This is a genomic window from Streptomyces sp. NPDC020379, assembly GCF_044387105.1.
Lineage (GTDB): Bacteria > Actinomycetota > Actinomycetes > Streptomycetales > Streptomycetaceae > Streptomyces.
This window is the reverse complement of sequence record NZ_JBIRVR010000025.1, coordinates 86,012-102,229: the sequence shown is the minus strand read 5'-3', so window position 1 is coordinate 102,229 and position 16,218 is coordinate 86,012. Positions and strand designations below refer to the sequence as shown.

At 71.9% G+C, this 16,218-nt stretch carries 15 protein-coding genes; 11 read left to right on the top strand and 4 right to left on the bottom strand.

The window, feature by feature from the left end; translation table 11 throughout:
- The first annotated feature begins 362 nt into the window (after nt 1–362).
- Both ACH427_RS27345 and ACH427_RS27340 read left to right on the top strand, forming a co-directional pair.
- Nucleotides 363–1,070: a response regulator transcription factor gene (locus ACH427_RS27345; protein WP_398873545.1), complete on the top strand. Its 708-nt coding sequence runs from the start codon at nt 363–365 to the stop codon at nt 1,068–1,070.
- Between the two features lie 15 nt (nt 1,071–1,085).
- Nucleotides 1,086–2,558 (top strand): ATP-binding protein, encoded by a 1,473-nt coding sequence (locus tag ACH427_RS27340; protein ID WP_398873543.1) that lies wholly within the window; start codon nt 1,086–1,088, stop codon nt 2,556–2,558.
- On the opposite strand, the gene ACH427_RS27335 is transcribed toward ACH427_RS27340, so the two are convergent.
- Nucleotides 2,548–3,546: a TAXI family TRAP transporter solute-binding subunit gene (locus ACH427_RS27335; RefSeq protein WP_398873541.1), complete on the bottom strand. Its 999-nt coding sequence runs from the start codon at nt 3,544–3,546 to the stop codon at nt 2,548–2,550. The genes ACH427_RS27340 and ACH427_RS27335 overlap by 11 nt on opposite strands.
- Before the next feature lie 79 nt (nt 3,547–3,625).
- Nucleotides 3,626–4,417, bottom strand: coding sequence for a LysR substrate-binding domain-containing protein (locus ACH427_RS27330; RefSeq protein WP_398873539.1), 792 nt, complete (start codon nt 4,415–4,417; stop codon nt 3,626–3,628).
- Between the two features lie 58 nt (nt 4,418–4,475).
- Between ACH427_RS27330 and ACH427_RS27325 the strand changes: the two genes are divergently transcribed.
- The 3 genes from ACH427_RS27325 to ACH427_RS27315 all read left to right on the top strand — a co-directional run bounded on the left by ACH427_RS27325 (nt 4,476) and on the right by ACH427_RS27315 (nt 7,248).
- Nucleotides 4,476–4,880, top strand: coding sequence for a DUF5997 family protein (locus ACH427_RS27325; RefSeq protein ID WP_398873537.1), 405 nt, complete (start codon nt 4,476–4,478; stop codon nt 4,878–4,880).
- A 42-nt stretch (nt 4,881–4,922) separates the two neighbouring features.
- Nucleotides 4,923–6,449, top strand: a complete 1,527-nt coding sequence (gene miaB / locus ACH427_RS27320) for a tRNA (N6-isopentenyl adenosine(37)-C2)-methylthiotransferase MiaB (RefSeq protein WP_398873535.1) — start codon at nt 4,923–4,925, stop codon at nt 6,447–6,449.
- A gap of 88 nt (nt 6,450–6,537) precedes the next feature.
- Nucleotides 6,538–7,248 carry a class III extradiol dioxygenase subunit B-like domain-containing protein gene (locus tag ACH427_RS27315; RefSeq protein WP_398873533.1) on the top strand — a complete coding sequence of 237 codons (711 nt, stop codon included), beginning with the start codon at nt 6,538–6,540 and terminating at the stop codon, nt 7,246–7,248.
- A gap of 174 nt (nt 7,249–7,422) precedes the next feature.
- On the opposite strand, the gene ACH427_RS27310 is transcribed toward ACH427_RS27315, so the two are convergent.
- Nucleotides 7,423–7,668: an antitoxin gene (locus ACH427_RS27310; protein WP_398873531.1), complete on the bottom strand. Its 246-nt coding sequence runs from the start codon at nt 7,666–7,668 to the stop codon at nt 7,423–7,425.
- A gap of 31 nt (nt 7,669–7,699) precedes the next feature.
- Nucleotides 7,700–7,942 carry a gliding motility protein gene (locus ACH427_RS27305; protein ID WP_398873529.1) on the bottom strand — a complete coding sequence of 81 codons (243 nt, stop codon included), beginning with the start codon at nt 7,940–7,942 and terminating at the stop codon, nt 7,700–7,702.
- Nucleotides 7,943–8,137: 195 nt separating this feature from the next.
- On the opposite strand from ACH427_RS27305, the gene miaA reads away from it, so the two are divergent.
- From miaA to hflX, 6 genes are all read left to right on the top strand, one after another.
- The gene (gene miaA / locus ACH427_RS27300) at nt 8,138–9,076 is read left to right on the top strand and encodes a tRNA (adenosine(37)-N6)-dimethylallyltransferase MiaA (RefSeq protein ID WP_398873527.1); all 939 of its coding nucleotides are present in this window, start codon (nt 8,138–8,140) and stop codon (nt 9,074–9,076) included.
- 108 nt (nt 9,077–9,184) lie between these two features.
- Nucleotides 9,185–9,640: a hypothetical protein gene (locus ACH427_RS27295; RefSeq protein ID WP_398873559.1), complete on the top strand. Its 456-nt coding sequence runs from the start codon at nt 9,185–9,187 to the stop codon at nt 9,638–9,640.
- An 87-nt stretch (nt 9,641–9,727) separates the two neighbouring features.
- Nucleotides 9,728–10,609: a diaminopimelate epimerase gene (gene dapF, locus ACH427_RS27290; protein WP_398873525.1), complete on the top strand. Its 882-nt coding sequence runs from the start codon at nt 9,728–9,730 to the stop codon at nt 10,607–10,609.
- 181 nt (nt 10,610–10,790) lie between these two features.
- Nucleotides 10,791–12,920 (top strand): RelA/SpoT family protein, encoded by a 2,130-nt coding sequence (locus ACH427_RS27285; protein WP_398873523.1) that lies wholly within the window; start codon nt 10,791–10,793, stop codon nt 12,918–12,920.
- Between the two features lie 181 nt (nt 12,921–13,101).
- Nucleotides 13,102–14,580 (top strand): M1 family metallopeptidase, encoded by a 1,479-nt coding sequence (locus ACH427_RS27280; RefSeq protein ID WP_398873521.1) that lies wholly within the window; start codon nt 13,102–13,104, stop codon nt 14,578–14,580.
- 134 nt (nt 14,581–14,714) lie between these two features.
- Nucleotides 14,715–16,208 carry a GTPase HflX gene (gene hflX / locus ACH427_RS27275; RefSeq protein WP_398873519.1) on the top strand — a complete coding sequence of 498 codons (1,494 nt, stop codon included), beginning with the start codon at nt 14,715–14,717 and terminating at the stop codon, nt 16,206–16,208.
- The last annotated feature ends 10 nt before the right edge of the window (nt 16,209–16,218 follow it).

Below are 16,218 nucleotides of genomic sequence, written 5' to 3'. Positions count from 1 at the left end.
GCTACGACCCCGACATCCACCAAGCCAACGGCAAGATCAAAGCGGCAGCCGACGAGTCCGTGGCGGCCTAGAGGTTGACTCAGGAAACTCATCGGCGTTCCTCGCTCCATCCTCCTCGGTTGGGGAGGACCCTAATCAGCGGGAACGACCAGCGTCATTACATCTGAGCTGAAATTGAGCATAACGATCCGGCGGCAAAGGGACACTCTGCGTGAAGGGGGCGCGGAGGCGCGCACGCGGGGAGTACGGGCGTACCGGGTGGGTAACGGAAGCTCCTTCACCCCCGCAACCCTCTTGACGGGGTGGGCGTCCATCAGCGTGGATGCGGTGTTGCGACACCACGGCCGGACGGAGGGCGCGGATTGAGACTGCTGCTCGTGGAGGACGACGACCACGTCGCCGCCGCCCTGTCCGCGGTGCTGGCCCGGCACGGATTCGACGTCACCCACGCCCGCAGCGGCGAGGAGGCCCTCCAGGCGCTGCTGCCCGCCGGAGGCGTGCCCTTCGCCGTCGTCCTGCTCGACCTCGGCCTGCCCGACCAGGACGGCTTCGAGGTCTGCGGCAGGATCCGCAAGCGCACCGCCACCCCCGTCATCATGGTCACCGCCCGCGCCGACACCCGCTCCAAGATCCACGGCCTCAACCTGGGCGCCGACGACTATGTGGTGAAGCCCTACGACACCGGTGAACTCCTCGCGCGCATCCACGCCGTCGCCCGGCGCACCCCGCCCGTCGAGGACGGCGCCGAGGACACCCGCGACCTCGGTGGCCCGCGGGCGCTGCACCTGGGCGCGCTGACCGTCGAGCTCCCCAACCGGGAGGTGTCCGTCAGCGGTACGCCCGTTCCCCTTACCCGCAAGGAATTCGACCTGCTGGCGCTGCTCGCCCAGCGCCCCGGTGTCGTCTTCCGCCGCGAGCAGATCATCAGCGAGGTGTGGCGCACCAGCTGGGAGGGCACCGGGCGCACCCTGGAGGTGCACATCGCCTCGCTCCGCTCCAAGCTCGGCATGCCCGCCCTCATCGAGACGGTCCGTGGCGTCGGCTACAAAATCGTCGTCCCGGCCGCGTGACGGCCGTACGAGACCGTGCGCACCCGACTCCTCCCGCTGCTCATCGTCCTGCTGGCCGGCGTGCTGCTGGCGCTGGGTTTCCCGCTCGCCGCGAGCATCGCCGCCGCCGAGCAGCAGCGGCTGGTCGTCGACCGCATCGACGACACCGCGCGCTTCGCCTCCCTCGCGCAGTACGTCACCGCCCGCCCCTTCGATCCGGCGGCCGGCAAGGACGAACGGCTCGGCACCCTGCGCTCCGAACTCGCCCGGTACGAGGGCCTGTACGGCATCCGCGTCGGCATCTTCTACCGCGACCGCAGCGCCATGGCCGTCGCTCCCGCCAACTGGCCCGTACCCGACCAGGGTGACGGGCAGCGGGCGTTCCAGGAGGCCCTGGCCGGACGGCGCAGCCACGACCCCGGGCAGGTGTGGCCCTTCCAGCGCCGTCGGCTGACCGTCGCCTCACCCGTCATCCGCGACGGAGACGTCGTCGCCGTGGTCGTCACGGACTCGCCCACCGGCCGGCTGCGGTCCCGCATCCTGCACTCCTGGCTGCTGCTCGGAGCGGGCGAGACCGCGGCCATGCTGCTCGCCGTCGCGGCCGCCTTCCGGCTCACCGGCTGGGTGCTGCGGCCCGTGCGGACCCTCGACACCGCCACGCACGGCATAGCCACGGGGCGGATGAACTCCCGTGTGGCGGTGGACAGCGGGCCGCCCGAACTGCGGCGGCTGGCCCGTTCGTTCAACGAGATGGCCGACCACGTCGAGGAGGTCCTGGAGCAGCAGCGCGCCTTCGTCGCCGATGCCTCGCACCAACTGCGCAACCCGCTCTCGGCCCTGCTGCTGCGCATCGATCTGCTCGCGCTGGACCTGCCCGAAGGGCACGAGGAGATCGCCTCCGTACGGGCCGAGGGCGGGCGCCTGGCCCGCGTCCTCGACGACCTGCTGGGCCTGGCCCTGGCCGAGCACGCCTCCGCGGACCTCCAGGTGGCCGACATCGCCGAGATCGTCACCGACCGGGTGGGCGCCTGGTCGCCGGTGGCCGACCGTGAGCAGGTCACCCTCGCGTACAGCGGGCCGTCCGCCATGACCGGCTGGGCCGACCCGGTGGCACTCTCCAGCGCGCTCGACGCCGTGGTGGACAACGCCTTGAAGTTCACTCCGGCGGGCGCCGCGGTGGACGTCGGCGTCACGGTCGACGGGGACACGGTGGCCATCACCGTCGCCGACGGCGGCCCCGGTCTGACCGAGGAGGAACTGACCAGGATCGGTGACCGGTTCTGGCGCAGCAGCCGCCATCAGAATGTCGACGGGTCCGGCCTCGGCCTGTCCATCTCCCGAGCCCTCCTCGCCGCGGGCGGTGCCACACTCTCGTACGCCTCGAACACCCCGCACGGCCTGCGGGCGGTGATCCGCGTGCCGCGCGACCGTGCCGCCGACGGGGCAGCGGGGGCCGGTGATTCGCTCCGGCGAACGATCGGCGGCCGGGGGAGGGCCGCTAAGGCTTGACCGACAGGTAGTACCGGCGGGCGCCCGTGTGCAGATCCAGGGGGTCGGTGAAAATCGCCGTACGGAGGTCCACTTTCTGGGCCGCGTGCACCTTCTGCCCTATACGGTCGCGACTGTTCATGACGGACCGGGTGACGCTTTCCGCGAGACCGGTGTCCGCGTGGTCCATCGTGATGAGGAGATTCGCGACCGCGATCGTCTTCACAGGCTGGCCGGCGTGGAGTTCGGGATACGCGTCCGCCGGCATGACGGCCGCCCTGTAGTAACGCGTCTCCGGACCGAGCGCGTGCAGCGGCTCTATGAGGTCGCCCAGCTGCACGAGCCGGATCGACAGGCGCCGGCCGAGACTCTGCACGGCGTTGGTGGGCAGTCCACCCGACCAGAAGAACGCGTCGATCCGCCCCTGCTCCAGCAGCGCCGGCATCCGGTCGATCCCCACGCGGACGGGCACGATGTCCTTGGTGAAGTCGAGCCCCGCTGCCTCGAGCAGTCTCCTGGTGATCAGCTGCACGCCTGACTCGTCCGTGCCGACGCCGATCCGCATCCCCTTGAGGTCCCGCGCCGACTGCACCCGTGAGTCCTTCTGGACCACCAGCTGGATGTAGTCGTCGTACAGCCGCGCGCAGGCCCGCAGTCCGGCCCAGCCGGGCTCCCGCCGGTCCCGGTAGGTGGCGACGGCGTCGGCGGCGGCCAGGGTGAAATCGGCCTTGCCCGACGTGAGCTGCCCGAGGTTGTCCAGCGACCCCTGACTGCGCCGCAGTCGCACCTCCAGTGAGGGCATGTCCCGCCCGAGATCCTCCTTCAGGAGGTCGCCGTACTTCGCGTACACGCCGGTCGGCACCCCGGTCGCGAACGACATCCGGCCGCTCGGTGACGACGAGCCGTGCAGCGGGACCAGCCACCACGCCAGCAGGGCGAGCACGGCGGCGGCCGCGACGCCCGTCTGCAGGGCGCGGCGGCGGCCGGGGCGCGGGAGCCGGAGAGTCATGGGCGGATCCTGCCAGGCCCGGCAAGGCTTCGGCAGAGGGCGGACGGAGCCGGTATGCCGGCTCCGGTGGGTTGACGGGCTACGACCGCCGGCGGGGCTTGCCGCGCTTGGGAGCGCCGGACCCGCCCCGCGGGTTCTTCCCGCCCTTGGCGCCGCCGGACCCGCCCCGTGAACTCTTCCCGGCCGACTTGGTGGCCGCGGGCTTGCGCTGCGCGCCGCCCGTGGCCGGACGCTTCTGCTTCGGCTGCGCGGGGGCCAGGGGACGGCCCCGCGTGCTGTTGACGGTCCGCCCGCGCACGATCCCGATGAAGTGGTCCACCAGGTCGGTGGTCTCCTCCTGCGGCCAGGACAGCGCGACGCGCGACTCGGGGGCGTCGGTGACCGGCCGGTACGTGAGGTCCTTGCGGTGGTGCAGGCGGGCGAGCGACTGCGGGACGACGAGCACTCCCACCCCCGCCGCCACCAGCTCGATGGCGTCCGCCGTCGTGGCGGGACGCTCGAGGGCGGGCCGCCCCGGAAGCTGTTCCCAGTCGAGGGTGTCGTCGAGGGGGTGCAGCACGATCTCGTCGGCCAGTTCCTCGGTGGACACCTCCTCGACCGCCGCCACGAGGTGGTCCTTGGGGATCACCACGACCGTCGTCTCGGTGTACAGGGGGATCGCGCTGAGGTCGTCCCGGTCGACCGGGAGCCGTACGAAACCCGCGTCGGCACCGCGGCCGCGCAGCAGCTCACACGCTTCGGCGGCGGGCACCGCGACCAGAGTGAGTGGGATTTCGGGCAGCCGCTCGTTCCAGATCCGCACCCACTTCGTGGGCGTCACCCCCGGGACATAGGCGAGCCGGAACGAAGGGGATACATCCGAGCCTGTCACTCCGCAAGGTTAGCCGCTCGTGGTCGGAGGTAGCGCACATGCTCGATACCCTTGAACCATGAAGTCGCACCAGACCACCCAGACGATGAAGCCCGCCACCGCGGCGAAGAAGCTGGGTGTGTACCTCGAGGCCACCCCCGCCGAGTTCCAGGAGGGTGTCGTCACGCGCGCCGAACTGAACGCGCTGCAGGCCGACCCGCCCCAGTGGCTGGTGGAACTGCGCCGCAACGGCCCGCACCCCCGTCCGGTGGTCGCGGCGAAGCTGGGCGTCTCCATCTCGGGCCTCGCGCGCGGCGGTGTCACCGAGGCCCTCACCACCGAGCAGATCGACGCGCTGAAGAACGACAGCCCCGAGTGGCTGCAGCGCGAGCGCGCCACGCAGGCAGAGGTCCGCAAGGAAGCGGTGCGCATCAAGGAGAAGAAGGCGGAACGCGCCGATCAGTCCGGTCAGCCGCGTTCCTGACCTCTGGCAGGAGCTTCTCCGGGGCCCCCTTACCCTTGAGGAATGACCAGCAGCGGTGACCGGAGCCAGGCAGTGGACGTCAAGGGAACATACGAGGTGCGCACCTACGGGTGCCAGATGAACGTCCACGACTCCGAGCGGCTCTCCGGTCTGCTGGAGGACGCGGGCTACGTCCGCTCTCCGGAGGGCACCGACGAGGGCGACGCCGACGTCGTCGTCTTCAACACCTGCGCGGTGCGGGAGAACGCCGACAACAAGCTCTACGGCAACCTCGGCCGACTGGCTCCCATGAAGACGAAGCGGCCCGGGATGCGGATCGCCGTCGGCGGCTGCCTCGCCCAGAAGGACCGCGACACCATCGTCAAGCGGGCCCCCTGGGTGGACGTCGTCTTCGGCACGCACAACATCGGCTCCCTCCCGGTGCTGCTGGAGCGCGCCCGCGTCCAGGAAGAGGCACAGGTCGAGATCGCCGAGTCCCTGGAGGCGTTCCCCTCGACACTGCCCACCCGGCGCGAGAGCGCGTACGCGGCCTGGGTCTCCATCTCCGTCGGGTGCAACAACACCTGCACCTTCTGCATCGTCCCGGCGCTGCGCGGCAAGGAGAAGGACCGTCGCCCCGGCGACATCCTCGCCGAGGTCGAGGCGCTCGTCGCCGAGGGCGTCACCGAGATCACCCTCCTCGGGCAGAACGTCAACGCCTACGGCTCCGACATGGGCGATCGCGAGGCGTTCTCCAAGCTGCTGCGCGCGTGCGGCGCGATCGAGGGCCTGGAGCGCGTCCGCTTCACCTCCCCGCACCCCCGGGACTTCACCGACGACGTCATCGCCGCGATGGCCGAGACGCCCAACGTGATGCCGCAACTGCACATGCCGCTCCAGTCCGGCTCGGACACGGTCCTCAAGGCGATGCGCCGCTCGTACCGCCAGGAGCGCTTCCTGGGGATCATCGACAAGGTCCGCGCCGCCATGCCCGACGCGGCGATCTCGACCGACATCATCGTGGGCTTCCCCGGCGAGACCGAGGAGGACTTCGAGCAGACCATGCACGTCGTGCGCGAGGCGCGCTTCGCGCAGGCGTTCACCTTCCAGTACTCCAAGCGCCCGGGCACCCCGGCCGCCGACATGGAGGGGCAGATCCCCAAGGAGGTCGTGCAGGCCCGCTACGAGCGCCTGGTCGCCCTCCAGGAGGAGATCTCCTGGGAGGAGAACAAGAAGCAGGTCGGCCGGACCCTGGAGATCCTCGTGGCCGAGGGCGAGGGCCGCAAGGACGACGCGACCCGCCGCCTGTCCGGCCGCGCCCCCGACAACCGCCTGGTCCACTTCAGCAAGCCCGAAGAGCCGGTGCGCCCCGGCGACGTGGTGACCGTCGAGATCACCTACGCCGCCCCGCACCATCTGCTCGCCGAGGGCCCCGCGATCGCCGTCCGCCGCACGCGCGCCGGTGACGCCTGGGAGAAGCGCAACGCCGCGCCCGCCGAGAAGCCGGCCGGCGTGATGCTGGGCATCCCGACGATCGGCGCCCCCGCCCCGACGCCGGCTCCGGTCGCCGCGGGCTGCGGCTGCGACTGACGGACGGCGGGGTTCCGGGTACGGCCCCGAGGCGGGCGGCCCGCGTCGGCCTCCCCTGACGCCGTACAGCGCTTGTTAGGGTGCCGACATGCTCGTCGCCGCTGCCGTTTGCCCCTGTCCGCCGCTGCTGGTGCCCGAGGTCGCCTCCGGGGCCGCGCCCGAGCTCGACGGCCTGCGGGCCGCGTGCCTGGACGCCGTGGCGGTGCTGGCCGCGGCGCGCCCCGACCGGCTCGTGGTCCTCGGCCCGGCCGGCTCCGCGGGACAGGGCGCGTACCCCCAGGGCGCTGCCGGATCGTTCCGGGCCTTCGGCGTGGAGGCCGACGTCCGGCTCGGACCGGGCGGCCTCACGGGAGACCGGGAACTGCCGCAGTCCCTGGCCGTCGCTGGCTGGCTGCTCGGGCGTACGGGCTGGGCCGCCGCGCCCGTCGAGGGACTGGGCGTCGACGGGACGTTGGAGGCCGCGCGCTGTCTGGAGACCGGCCGCGAACTGGTCGCGGGGGACGAGAGGGTCGCGCTGCTGGTCATGGGCGACGGCAGCGCCTGCCGGACGCTCAAGGCCCCCGGCTATCTCGACGACCGGGCCGAAGGCTTCGACGCCGGCGCCGCGCGGGCGCTGGGCGCGGCCGACACCGCCGCGCTGGCCGCGCTCGACGCGGAGCTGGCCCACGGGCTGAAGGCCGCCGGACGGGCGCCCTGGCAGGTGCTCGCGGGCGCGGGCGAGGGCGCGGGCCTGAAGGGCGAACTGCTCCACGACGACGCCCCCTACGGAGTGGGCTACTTCGTCGCCACCTGGTCCTAGCGGGGATCCGCCCTGAGCGGCGCCCAGGCGGCGTGGGGCCGCCGGACGGGTTCCTGGGCCTTCCGCTGCCCGTACGGCCGGGAGAACGGCACACAGGGCGGCTGCGCCCCATAGGAAAAGTAAACGACGGCGGGCCGCGGAGCGGATGCTCCGCGGCCCGCCGTCGACGAGATCTCAGGAGGCCGTGGAGCCCGGCCCGTCGTCCTTGCCGTCCTTCTCGGCGAGGCGGTCGAGGGCGTCCTTGGCCTTGCCGGTGCCTGTCTCGATCTGGCTGCTGTACTTGCCCTTGGTCTTCTCGTCGACGACCTTGGCTGCCTTCTCCAACCCCTGCTCGATCTTGTCCCCGTGCTGCTGCGCGAGGTCGCCGACCTTGTCCTTCACGGGACCGAGCTTGGCCTTGAGATTGTCCAACAGGCCCATGGCGCCTTCCCTCGTCTTTCCTGGTCGGAAGCTACTTACGGGCGCCCTCACCGGCCTCGCTGTCCGCCGCCTTCTCCGCGGACTGCTGCTTGGGAATCTCGACTCCCTCGGCCGGTGCGGCCTCCGCCTCGGCCTCGCCGGACTTCTCCGGCTCCGCCTCGGCGGTCTCGGCACTCGCCGTCTCGTCGGCCGATTCCGCCGTCAGAGTGGCTGCCGCCGCCTCTTCGGTTGACGCCTCGGCCTTCTTGCGGCGAAACCTTGAAAACACGCCCATATCTACTCCATTACCTTACTGGTGTGAGAGAAGCCCCGCGTCGCCCGGAGCGTTCCATTGCGCCGCTTCCGGACAGCGGTCCGTGAACCGACTCTCGGAACCTCGCAACAGGCAACGAAACCGACAGCGTCGCGTCACGTCGCTCGTTCGAGGGGTGCGCCAAAGGTTTGCGAGACTGATGCGGTGAAAAACCCGGTGAAAAACGCACGTCCCGCCCCGCGGGTCATCGCCGTCGTCGGCCCCACGGCGGCCGGCAAGTCCGATCTCGGCGTCGCCCTCGCCCAGCACCTGGGCGGTGAGGTGGTCAACGCGGACTCCATGCAGCTGTACCGGGGCATGGACATCGGCACCGCCAAGCTGACGCCCGAGGAGCGGCAGGGCGTACAGCACCACCTGCTCGACATCTGGGACGTCACGGAGGCCGCCAGCGTCGCCGAGTACCAGCGCCTCGCCCGCACCGAGATCGACCGGCTGCTCGCCCAGGGCCGCACCCCCGTGCTCGTCGGAGGGTCCGGGCTCTACATCAAGGGCACGATCGACGCCCTCGAATTCCCCGGCACGGATCCGGCCGTACGCGCGCGCCTGGAGGGCGAACTGGCGGAGCGGGGCCCCGGCGCGCTGCACGCACGGCTCGCCGCCGCCGACCCCGCCGCCGCCCGCGCGATCCTGCCGGGCAACGGCCGGCGCATCGTGCGCGCTCTGGAGGTCATCGAGCTCACCGGAAAGCCGTTCACGGCCAACCTGCCCGGTGAAGAGCCTGTGTACGACGCGTTGCAGATCGGGGTCGACGTCGAGCGACCGGAACTGGACGAGCGGATCACCGTCCGCGTCGACCGCATGTGGGAGGCCGGACTGGTCGACGAGGTGCGCGCCCTGGAGCGCGAGGGCCTGCGTGAGGGACGCACCGCCTCGCGCGCGCTCGGCTACCAGCAGGTGCTCGCGTTCCTCGCGGGGGAGTGCACCGAGGAGGAGGCGCGCACGGAGACCGTACGGGCCACGAAGCGGTTCGCGCGGCGGCAGGACTCGTGGTTCCGCCGGGACGGCCGCGTGCACTGGCTGAGCGGCGCCGCGGACCGGAGGGCGGAACTTCCGGGGCACGCCCTGACGTTGCTCGAACGGGCGGTCACAGCCTGATCACGTGATGGCATCGGGACGCTATGCAAGCCCTTCCGGCCTGCGTGAGCGTGCCATCATCAAGCGGTCGATCGAGCGGTGAAGTCCGAGTGGGGAGGGCGCGTGGCGATGGAGGCCGGCCCTCGTGACAGACCGCAGCAGCCGCCGCGGGATGAGCCGGAAGCGCTCACTCCGGACGGCCCCGAGGAGACCGACGGCTCGGTGACCGGTGTCACCGTTCCGGTGCCCGCCTCGTTCCGCGAGCTGCGCCCCCAGCGCAGGCTGCGCGTCTGGCAGATCGCTCCCATCGTGGCGCTGGCCGCCACCGGCTCGCTGATGTTCGCCTTCCCGCTCGCCTTCGAGTTCGGGGACGGCGGGCCGGTCGTGGCGATGCTCGGGCTGCTCATCAGCTGCTGCGCCGCGGGCTGGGCCGTGATGGCGGCCCGCCGCGTCGGCTACACCTGGCCCGGGCTGCCGCCGAGAGGCTCCGGGAACCGCCCGGACTGGCGGTATGTGGCGGCCTACGTCGTCCTGGTCGCGGTGGTGGTCGTCCTGGCCGTGTGGCGCGTGGCGCGCCTGCGTTAGCCGCTGGCGGCGGAACCGCGGTGCGGATGACACCACCCGCGGTCGGCCCCGGGAAGCGCGTCCGGCGAGGCCCCGTACCATCGAAGCGTGAGTACCGCGCAGATCGCCTTCCTCAAGGGTCACGGCACCGAGAACGACTTCGTGATCATCCCCGACCACGACGGCCGGATCGAGCTGTCACCGGCTGCCGTCGCCCGGCTGTGCGACCGCCGGGCGGGCCTGGGGGCCGACGGTGTCCTGCGGGTCGTGCGGTCCGCCGCGGACCCCGAGGCGCGCGCCATGGCCGCCGAGGCGGAGTGGTTCATGGACTACCGCAACAGCGACGGCTCCATCGGCGAGATGTGCGGCAACGGCGTCCGCGTCTTCGCCCGGTACCTCCAGCGCGCCGGCCTCGCCGGGGCCGGTGACCTCGCGGTCGCGACCCGCGCGGGCATCCGCCGGGCGCACATCGCCAAGGACGGCCTGGACGGCGACATCACCGTGTCGATGGGCAAGGCGGTGCTGCCCGAAGGGGACGTCACCGTCACGGTCGGGGACCGCAGCTGGCCCGCCCGCAACGTCAACATGGGCAATCCGCACGCCGTGCTGTTCACCGATGACCTCGCGGACGCGGGGAACCTGTTCGACGCGCCCGTGGTCACGCCCGCCGCCACCTACCCGGACGGCACCAATGTCGAGTTCGTCGTCGACCGCGGCCCGCGCCACGTCGCCATGAGGGTGCACGAGCGCGGTTCCGGCGAGACCCGTTCCTGCGGCACCGGAGCCTGTGCGGTGATGGTCGCGACGGCCCGCCGGGACGGCGTCGACCCCACGCGCACCGGCGTTCCGGTCAGCTACACCGTGGACCTCCCGGGCGGCCGTCTGGTGATCGGTGAGTCCCCGGACGGAACGGTGGAGATGACCGGCCCCGCGGTCATCGTCGCGGAGGGCGTGTTCGACGCTTCCTGGCTGGCCACGGCGCTCGCCTGACCCCCGCACTACCGCGGTTCCGCGCGACTGCCGAACTCCTGGCTGCGTGGCTCGCTCGAATGGGTGATCCGTTTCACTCTGGGCGAGAGCGGGTGAGCGGCGCGTGATGGGCTCGGTAACATCAAGCACCGGGGTCTGGAGGCGACGGGCCGGCCACCGGTCGACGCTGCCGGAGGTGCCCATGAGCGCAGAGGCCCCGAATGAAGGTGCTCTCGGCCGCAGGCGCGGCCGTGCCCGCATCGACCTGAGGCGGCTGGGGCGCGCGGCGCTCAGCGGCTCCGGGTCACGCGGCCGCCTCCCGGACGCCATCGACCATGTGGCCAAGGTCCACCGGGCCCACCATCCCGGCGCGGACCTCGATATCCTGCGCCGGGCGTATCTCCTCGCCGAGTCCTCCCACCGCGGTCAGACGCGCAAGAGCGGCGAACCGTACATCACCCACCCGCTCGCGGTGACCCTGATCCTCGCCGAACTGGGCGCCGAGACCACCACCTTGACCGCCTCCCTCCTGCACGACACCGTCGAGGACACCGAGGTGACACTGGATCAGGTGCGCTGTCAGTTCGGCGAGGAGGTCCGCTTCCTGGTCGACGGCGTCACCAAGCTGGAGAAGGTCGACTACGGCGCGGCGGCCGAGCCCGAGACCTTCCGCAAGATGCTCGTCGCCACCGGCAACGACGTCCGCGTGATGTCCATCAAGCTCGCCGACCGGCTGCACAACATGCGCACGCTCGGTGTGATGCGCCCCGAGAAGCAGGCGCGCATCGCCAAGGTCACCCGGGATGTGCTGATCCCGCTCGCGGAGCGGCTGGGAGTCCAGGCACTCAAGACCGAGCTGGAGGACCTGGTCTTCGCGATCCTCCACCCCGAGGAGTACGCCCGCACCCGCGACCTCGTCCTCGCCCACGCGGACCGCCCCGATCCACTGGTGGAGACGGCCGAGCGGGTGCGCGCCGTGCTGCGCGAAGCGGGCATCGCGGCCGACGTCCTCGTCCGCTCCCGGCACTTCGTCTCCGTCCACCGGGTGCGGCTCAAGCGCGGCAGGGTGACCGGATCGGACCTGGGGCGGCTCCTGGTGCTCGTCGCGGAGGACGCCGACTGCTACGCGGTCCTCGGCGAACTCCACACGTGCTTCACGCCGTTCGTCTCGGAGTTCAAGGACTTCATCGCGGTGCCGAAGTTCAACCTCTACCAGTCGCTGCACACAGCCGTGGCCGGCCCGAGCGGCGAGGCCGCGCAGGTGCTCATCCGCACGCACCAGATGCACCGCGTCGCCGAGGCCGGTGTCGTCGCCCTGGGGAACCCCTACGCGGCCCCCGAGACACCCGACGCGGCGGACGGCGAGCGCGTCGACCCCACCCGGCCCGGCTGGCTCTCCCGGCTCCTGGAGTGGCAGCGGGCCACGCCCGACCCGGACACCTTCTGGACCTCCCTGCGGGACGAACTGGCCCAGGACCGCGAGGTCACCGTCTTCCGCGCCGACGGAGGCACGATCGGCCTCCCGGCCGGGTCGAGCTGTGTCGACGCGGCGTACGCGCAGTACGGCGACGGCGCGCACAGCTGCATCGGCGCACGGGTCAACGGCCGGCTGGCGACGCTCAGCACGGTGCTGAGCGACGGCGACACCCTCCAGCTGCTGATGTCCCGCGACACCGCCTCCGGGCCGTCCCCGGACTGGCTGGAGCACGCCCGTACGCCGGCGGCGCGCATCGCCATCGAGCGCTGGCTGGCCACACACCCGGCGCCGGACCCCGTCGCCCCGCTCGCGCCCCTGACACCGGACCGCCCCTGTCCGCCGCCGCGCTCCACGGCCCAGGCCCCCCGGTGGCCCGTCGTGGTCACCGCCGACGGCACCGACCTGGCGGCCACCAGCGTGCGCCTCGCGGGCTGCTGTACGCCCGTACCGCCCGACGAGGTCACCGGCTTCGCCGTGCGGGGCGGCGCGGTGACCGTGCACCGCGCGCACTGTCCCGCAGTGGGCCGGATGGTCACCTCGGGGCGCCACCCGGTGGAGGTGCGCTGGAGCAGCCCGGAGAGCGCGGGGGCCTTCGACTACAGGGTGACGCTCCTCGCCGAATCGTTCAGCAGGCCGCATCTGCTGGCCGACCTCACCGAGGCCATCGCGGGGGAGGGGGCCGCGGTCATCTCGGCCGCCGTCGAACCACCGCACGAGCAGCGCGTGCGGCACACCTACACCCTCCAACTGGCCGACGCCGCCCAGCTGCCGGAGCTGATCCGGGCCATGCGGCGCGTCCCTGGGGTCTATGACGTCGAAAGGGCGGGGCGGGCCTTCGCCGGAGCCCGCCTCTAGCCGTTCGGGGAGGTGGCCCGGGACGACGCCGGGAAGCCTCCTGGGCGTGCGACCGCGTGCGGGCCTCACGCGGAAGACGTCCACCGGTGTGACGCTCGTACAGCCTTCCGAAACGCTCATATGGGTGGGGCGGCGTCGTGCCGCCGACGGTGGGGCCTTCCACGCTGATAGCGGTGGACGCATGCCGCACTCTCCCGGGACGCGCTCCCCGAACCGCCGTCGGTCAGTACGCCGCCGGGCCGCCTTCTCCACGGCCGCAGCCACGGCCCTCCTCGTGGGCGCCGCCGCCCCGCCGGCCGCCACGCCGGAGGGGATCGGCGACCGGCTCTTCCCGTATTTGGGGAACCCGGGCTTCGACGTGGCCGACTACGACATCGCCCTCGACTACCACGGCAACGACCGTCCGCTCGACGCCGTGACCACCATCAGGGCCGAGACGACCTCCTGGCTGGACCACTTCAACCTGGACTTCACCCAGGGCACCGTCCGCTCGATCGAGGTCAACGGAGCGCCCGCGGAGTTCACGCCCGTCAAGGAGGACCTCGTCGTCACTCCCGCGAGGGCCCTGCCGCCCCACGGCCGCTTCACGGTCAAGGTGCGCCACACCAGCGACCCGCGCGGCGCCGGGGACGGCGGCTGGGTCCGTACGAGCGACGGGCTGGTCATGGCCAATCAGGCCGACGCCGCCCACCGGATCTTCCCGGGCAGCGACCATCCCTCCGACAAGGCCCGTTTCACCTTCCACGTCACCGCGCCCAAGGACCTGACCGTGGTCGCGAACGGCCTGCCCCTGGGCCGGGTCACCCGCGGCGAGGAGACCACCTGGACGTACCGGACCGCGCATCCCATGGCCACCGAGCTCGCGCAGGTTGCCATCGGCAGGTCCGCCGTCCCCCGCCGCAGCGGCCCCCACGGGCTGCCCCTCCGCGATGTGGTGCCCGCCGCCGAGCAGCAGCGGCTGGAGAAGTGGACGGCGAGGACCCCCGACCAGATCGCCTGGATGGAGAAGCGGGTCGGTGCCTTCCCCTTCGAGACCTACGGCGTCCTGATGGCCGACGCGTCGACCGGCTTCGAGCTGGAGACGCAGACGCTGTCCCTGTTCGAGCGCGCCTTGTTCACCCGGACCGACATCCCCGACTGGTACCTCGAATCGATCATGGTGCACGAGCTCGCCCACCAGTGGTTCGGCGACAGCGTCAGCCCCCGGATGTGGTCCGACCTCTGGCTCAACGAAGGCCACGCCACCTGGTACGAGGCGCTGTACGCGGAGGAGAAGGGCGGCACGAAGTTCGCCGACCGGATGCGCATGGCGTACGAGTTCTCGGACGTCATGCGCGCCGACGGGGGCCCGCCCGCCGCTCCCAAGGGGCCCGCGCCCGGGAAGAAGATCAGTATCTTCCGGCCGATCGTCTACGACGGCAGCGCGGTGGTGCTCTACGCGCTGCGCGAGAAGATCGGGGCTCCCGCCTTCGAGAGCCTGGAGCGCCAGTGGGTCGCCCGCCACCGCGACTCCACCGCGACCACGGCCGACTTCACCGCCCTCGCTTCGCGGATCTCGCATCAGGACCTGACGCAGTTCCTGCGCGACTGGCTGTACGGGCCCACCACCCCGCCCATGCCGGGCCACCCCGACTGGAAGCCCACTCGGAAACCCGCGTGACGCCCCCGCGGCGGCGTGGGAACATCGACACGTCGGCGCGGGGCCGGCCCCGGGAATCTCCGGGGGCCACCGCACGTTGTCGACGGTGTGGCCTCCCGTCGGGGGCCGCCACTTCCCAACGACGTAAGGATCAAATGACCTCCTCTTCTTCCCTTCCGCAGGACCGGCAGAGCCTCCCGGAGAGCCTTCGGGCCGACGCCCTGATGGAAGAGGACGTCGCCTGGAGCCACGAGATCGACGGGGAGCGCGACGGCGAGCAGTACGACCGCTCCGAGCGCGCGGCGCTGCGCCGGGTGGCGGGACTCTCCACCGAGCTGGAGGACGTCACCGAGGTCGAGTACCGGCAGCTGCGCCTGGAGCGCGTGGTGCTGGTGGGCGTGTGGACGTCGGGCACCGTGCAGGACGCGGAGAACTCCCTCGCGGAGCTGGCCGCCCTCGCCGAGACGGCGGGCGCCCTCGTGCTCGACGGCGTCGTGCAGCGCCGCGACAAGCCGGACCCGGCCACGTACATCGGCTCGGGCAAGGCGCTGGAGCTGCGGGACATCGTCCTGGAGTCCGGCGCCGACACCGTGGTCTGTGACGGTGAGCTCAGCCCCGGCCAGCTCATCCATCTCGAGGACGTCGTCAAGGTCAAGGTGGTCGACCGGACCGCCCTGATCCTCGACATCTTCGCCCAGCACGCCAAGTCCCGCGAGGGCAAGGCCCAGGTCTCCCTGGCCCAGATGCAGTACATGCTGCCGAGGCTGCGCGGCTGGGGTCAGTCGCTCTCCCGGCAGATGGGTGGCGGCGGCTCCGGTTCGTCCGGCGGCGGCATGGCCACGCGTGGTCCCGGTGAGACCAAGATCGAGACGGACCGTCGGCGGATCCGCGAGAAGATGGCGAAGATGCGCCGGGAGATCGCGGAGATGAAGACCGGCCGCGACATCAAGCGGCAGGAGCGCCGGCGCAACAAGGTGCCCTCGGTCGCCATCGCCGGATACACCAACGCGGGCAAGTCCTCGCTGCTCAACCGGCTCACGGGAGCCGGTGTGCTGGTGGAGAACTCGCTGTTCGCCACCCTCGACCCGACCGTGCGCCGGGCCGAGACGCCCAGCGGGCGGCTTTACACCCTGGCCGACACCGTCGGCTTCGTACGCCACCTGCCGCACCACCTGGTCGAGGCGTTCCGCTCCACCATGGAGGAGGTCGGGGACTCCGACCTGATCCTGCACGTGGTGGACGGCTCGCACCCGGCACCGGAGGAGCAGCTGGCCGCCGTGCGCGAGGTGATCCGCGAGGTCGGCGCGGTCGACGTGCCGGAGATCGTCGTGATCAACAAGGCGGACGCGGCCGACCCGCTCGTGCTCCAGCGCCTGCTGCGCATCGAGAAGCACTCGCTGGCCGTCTCCGCGCGCACCGGTGAGGGCATCGCGGAACTGCTGGAGCTGATCGACGCCGAGCTGCCCCGGCCCTCCGTCGAGATCGAGGCGCTCGTGCCGTACACCCAGGGCGGCCTCGTCGCGCGGACGCACGCCGACGGTGAGGTGATCTCCGAGGAGCACACCCCGGAGGGCACGCTCCTCAAGGCGCGGGTCCACGAGGAGCTGGCCGCGGAGCTCCAGCGCTACGTCCCGGCGGCCCGCGGCTGACCGCCTGCCG

What these genes read in the sequence shown, in the direction of transcription:
- ACH427_RS27285 (WP_398873523.1), top strand. Translation starts at nt 10,791, where the DNA reads ATGAGCGCAGAGGCCCCGAATGAAGGTGCTCTCGGCCGCAGGCGCGGC.
- ACH427_RS27325 (WP_398873537.1), top strand. Translation starts at nt 4,476, where the DNA reads ATGAAGTCGCACCAGACCACCCAGACGATGAAGCCCGCCACCGCGGCG.
- ACH427_RS27295 (WP_398873559.1), top strand. Translation starts at nt 9,185, where the DNA reads ATGGAGGCCGGCCCTCGTGACAGACCGCAGCAGCCGCCGCGGGATGAG.
- ACH427_RS27315 (WP_398873533.1), top strand. Translation starts at nt 6,538, where the DNA reads ATGCTCGTCGCCGCTGCCGTTTGCCCCTGTCCGCCGCTGCTGGTGCCC.
- miaB (WP_398873535.1), top strand. Translation starts at nt 4,923, where the DNA reads ATGACCAGCAGCGGTGACCGGAGCCAGGCAGTGGACGTCAAGGGAACA.
- hflX (WP_398873519.1), top strand. Translation starts at nt 14,715, where the DNA reads ATGACCTCCTCTTCTTCCCTTCCGCAGGACCGGCAGAGCCTCCCGGAG.
- ACH427_RS27280 (WP_398873521.1), top strand. Translation starts at nt 13,102, where the DNA reads ATGCCGCACTCTCCCGGGACGCGCTCCCCGAACCGCCGTCGGTCAGTA.
- ACH427_RS27305 (WP_398873529.1), bottom strand. Translation starts at nt 7,942, where the DNA reads ATGGGCGTGTTTTCAAGGTTTCGCCGCAAGAAGGCCGAGGCGTCAACC.
- ACH427_RS27335 (WP_398873541.1), bottom strand. Translation starts at nt 3,546, where the DNA reads ATGACTCTCCGGCTCCCGCGCCCCGGCCGCCGCCGCGCCCTGCAGACG.
- ACH427_RS27310 (WP_398873531.1), bottom strand. Translation starts at nt 7,668, where the DNA reads ATGGGCCTGTTGGACAATCTCAAGGCCAAGCTCGGTCCCGTGAAGGAC.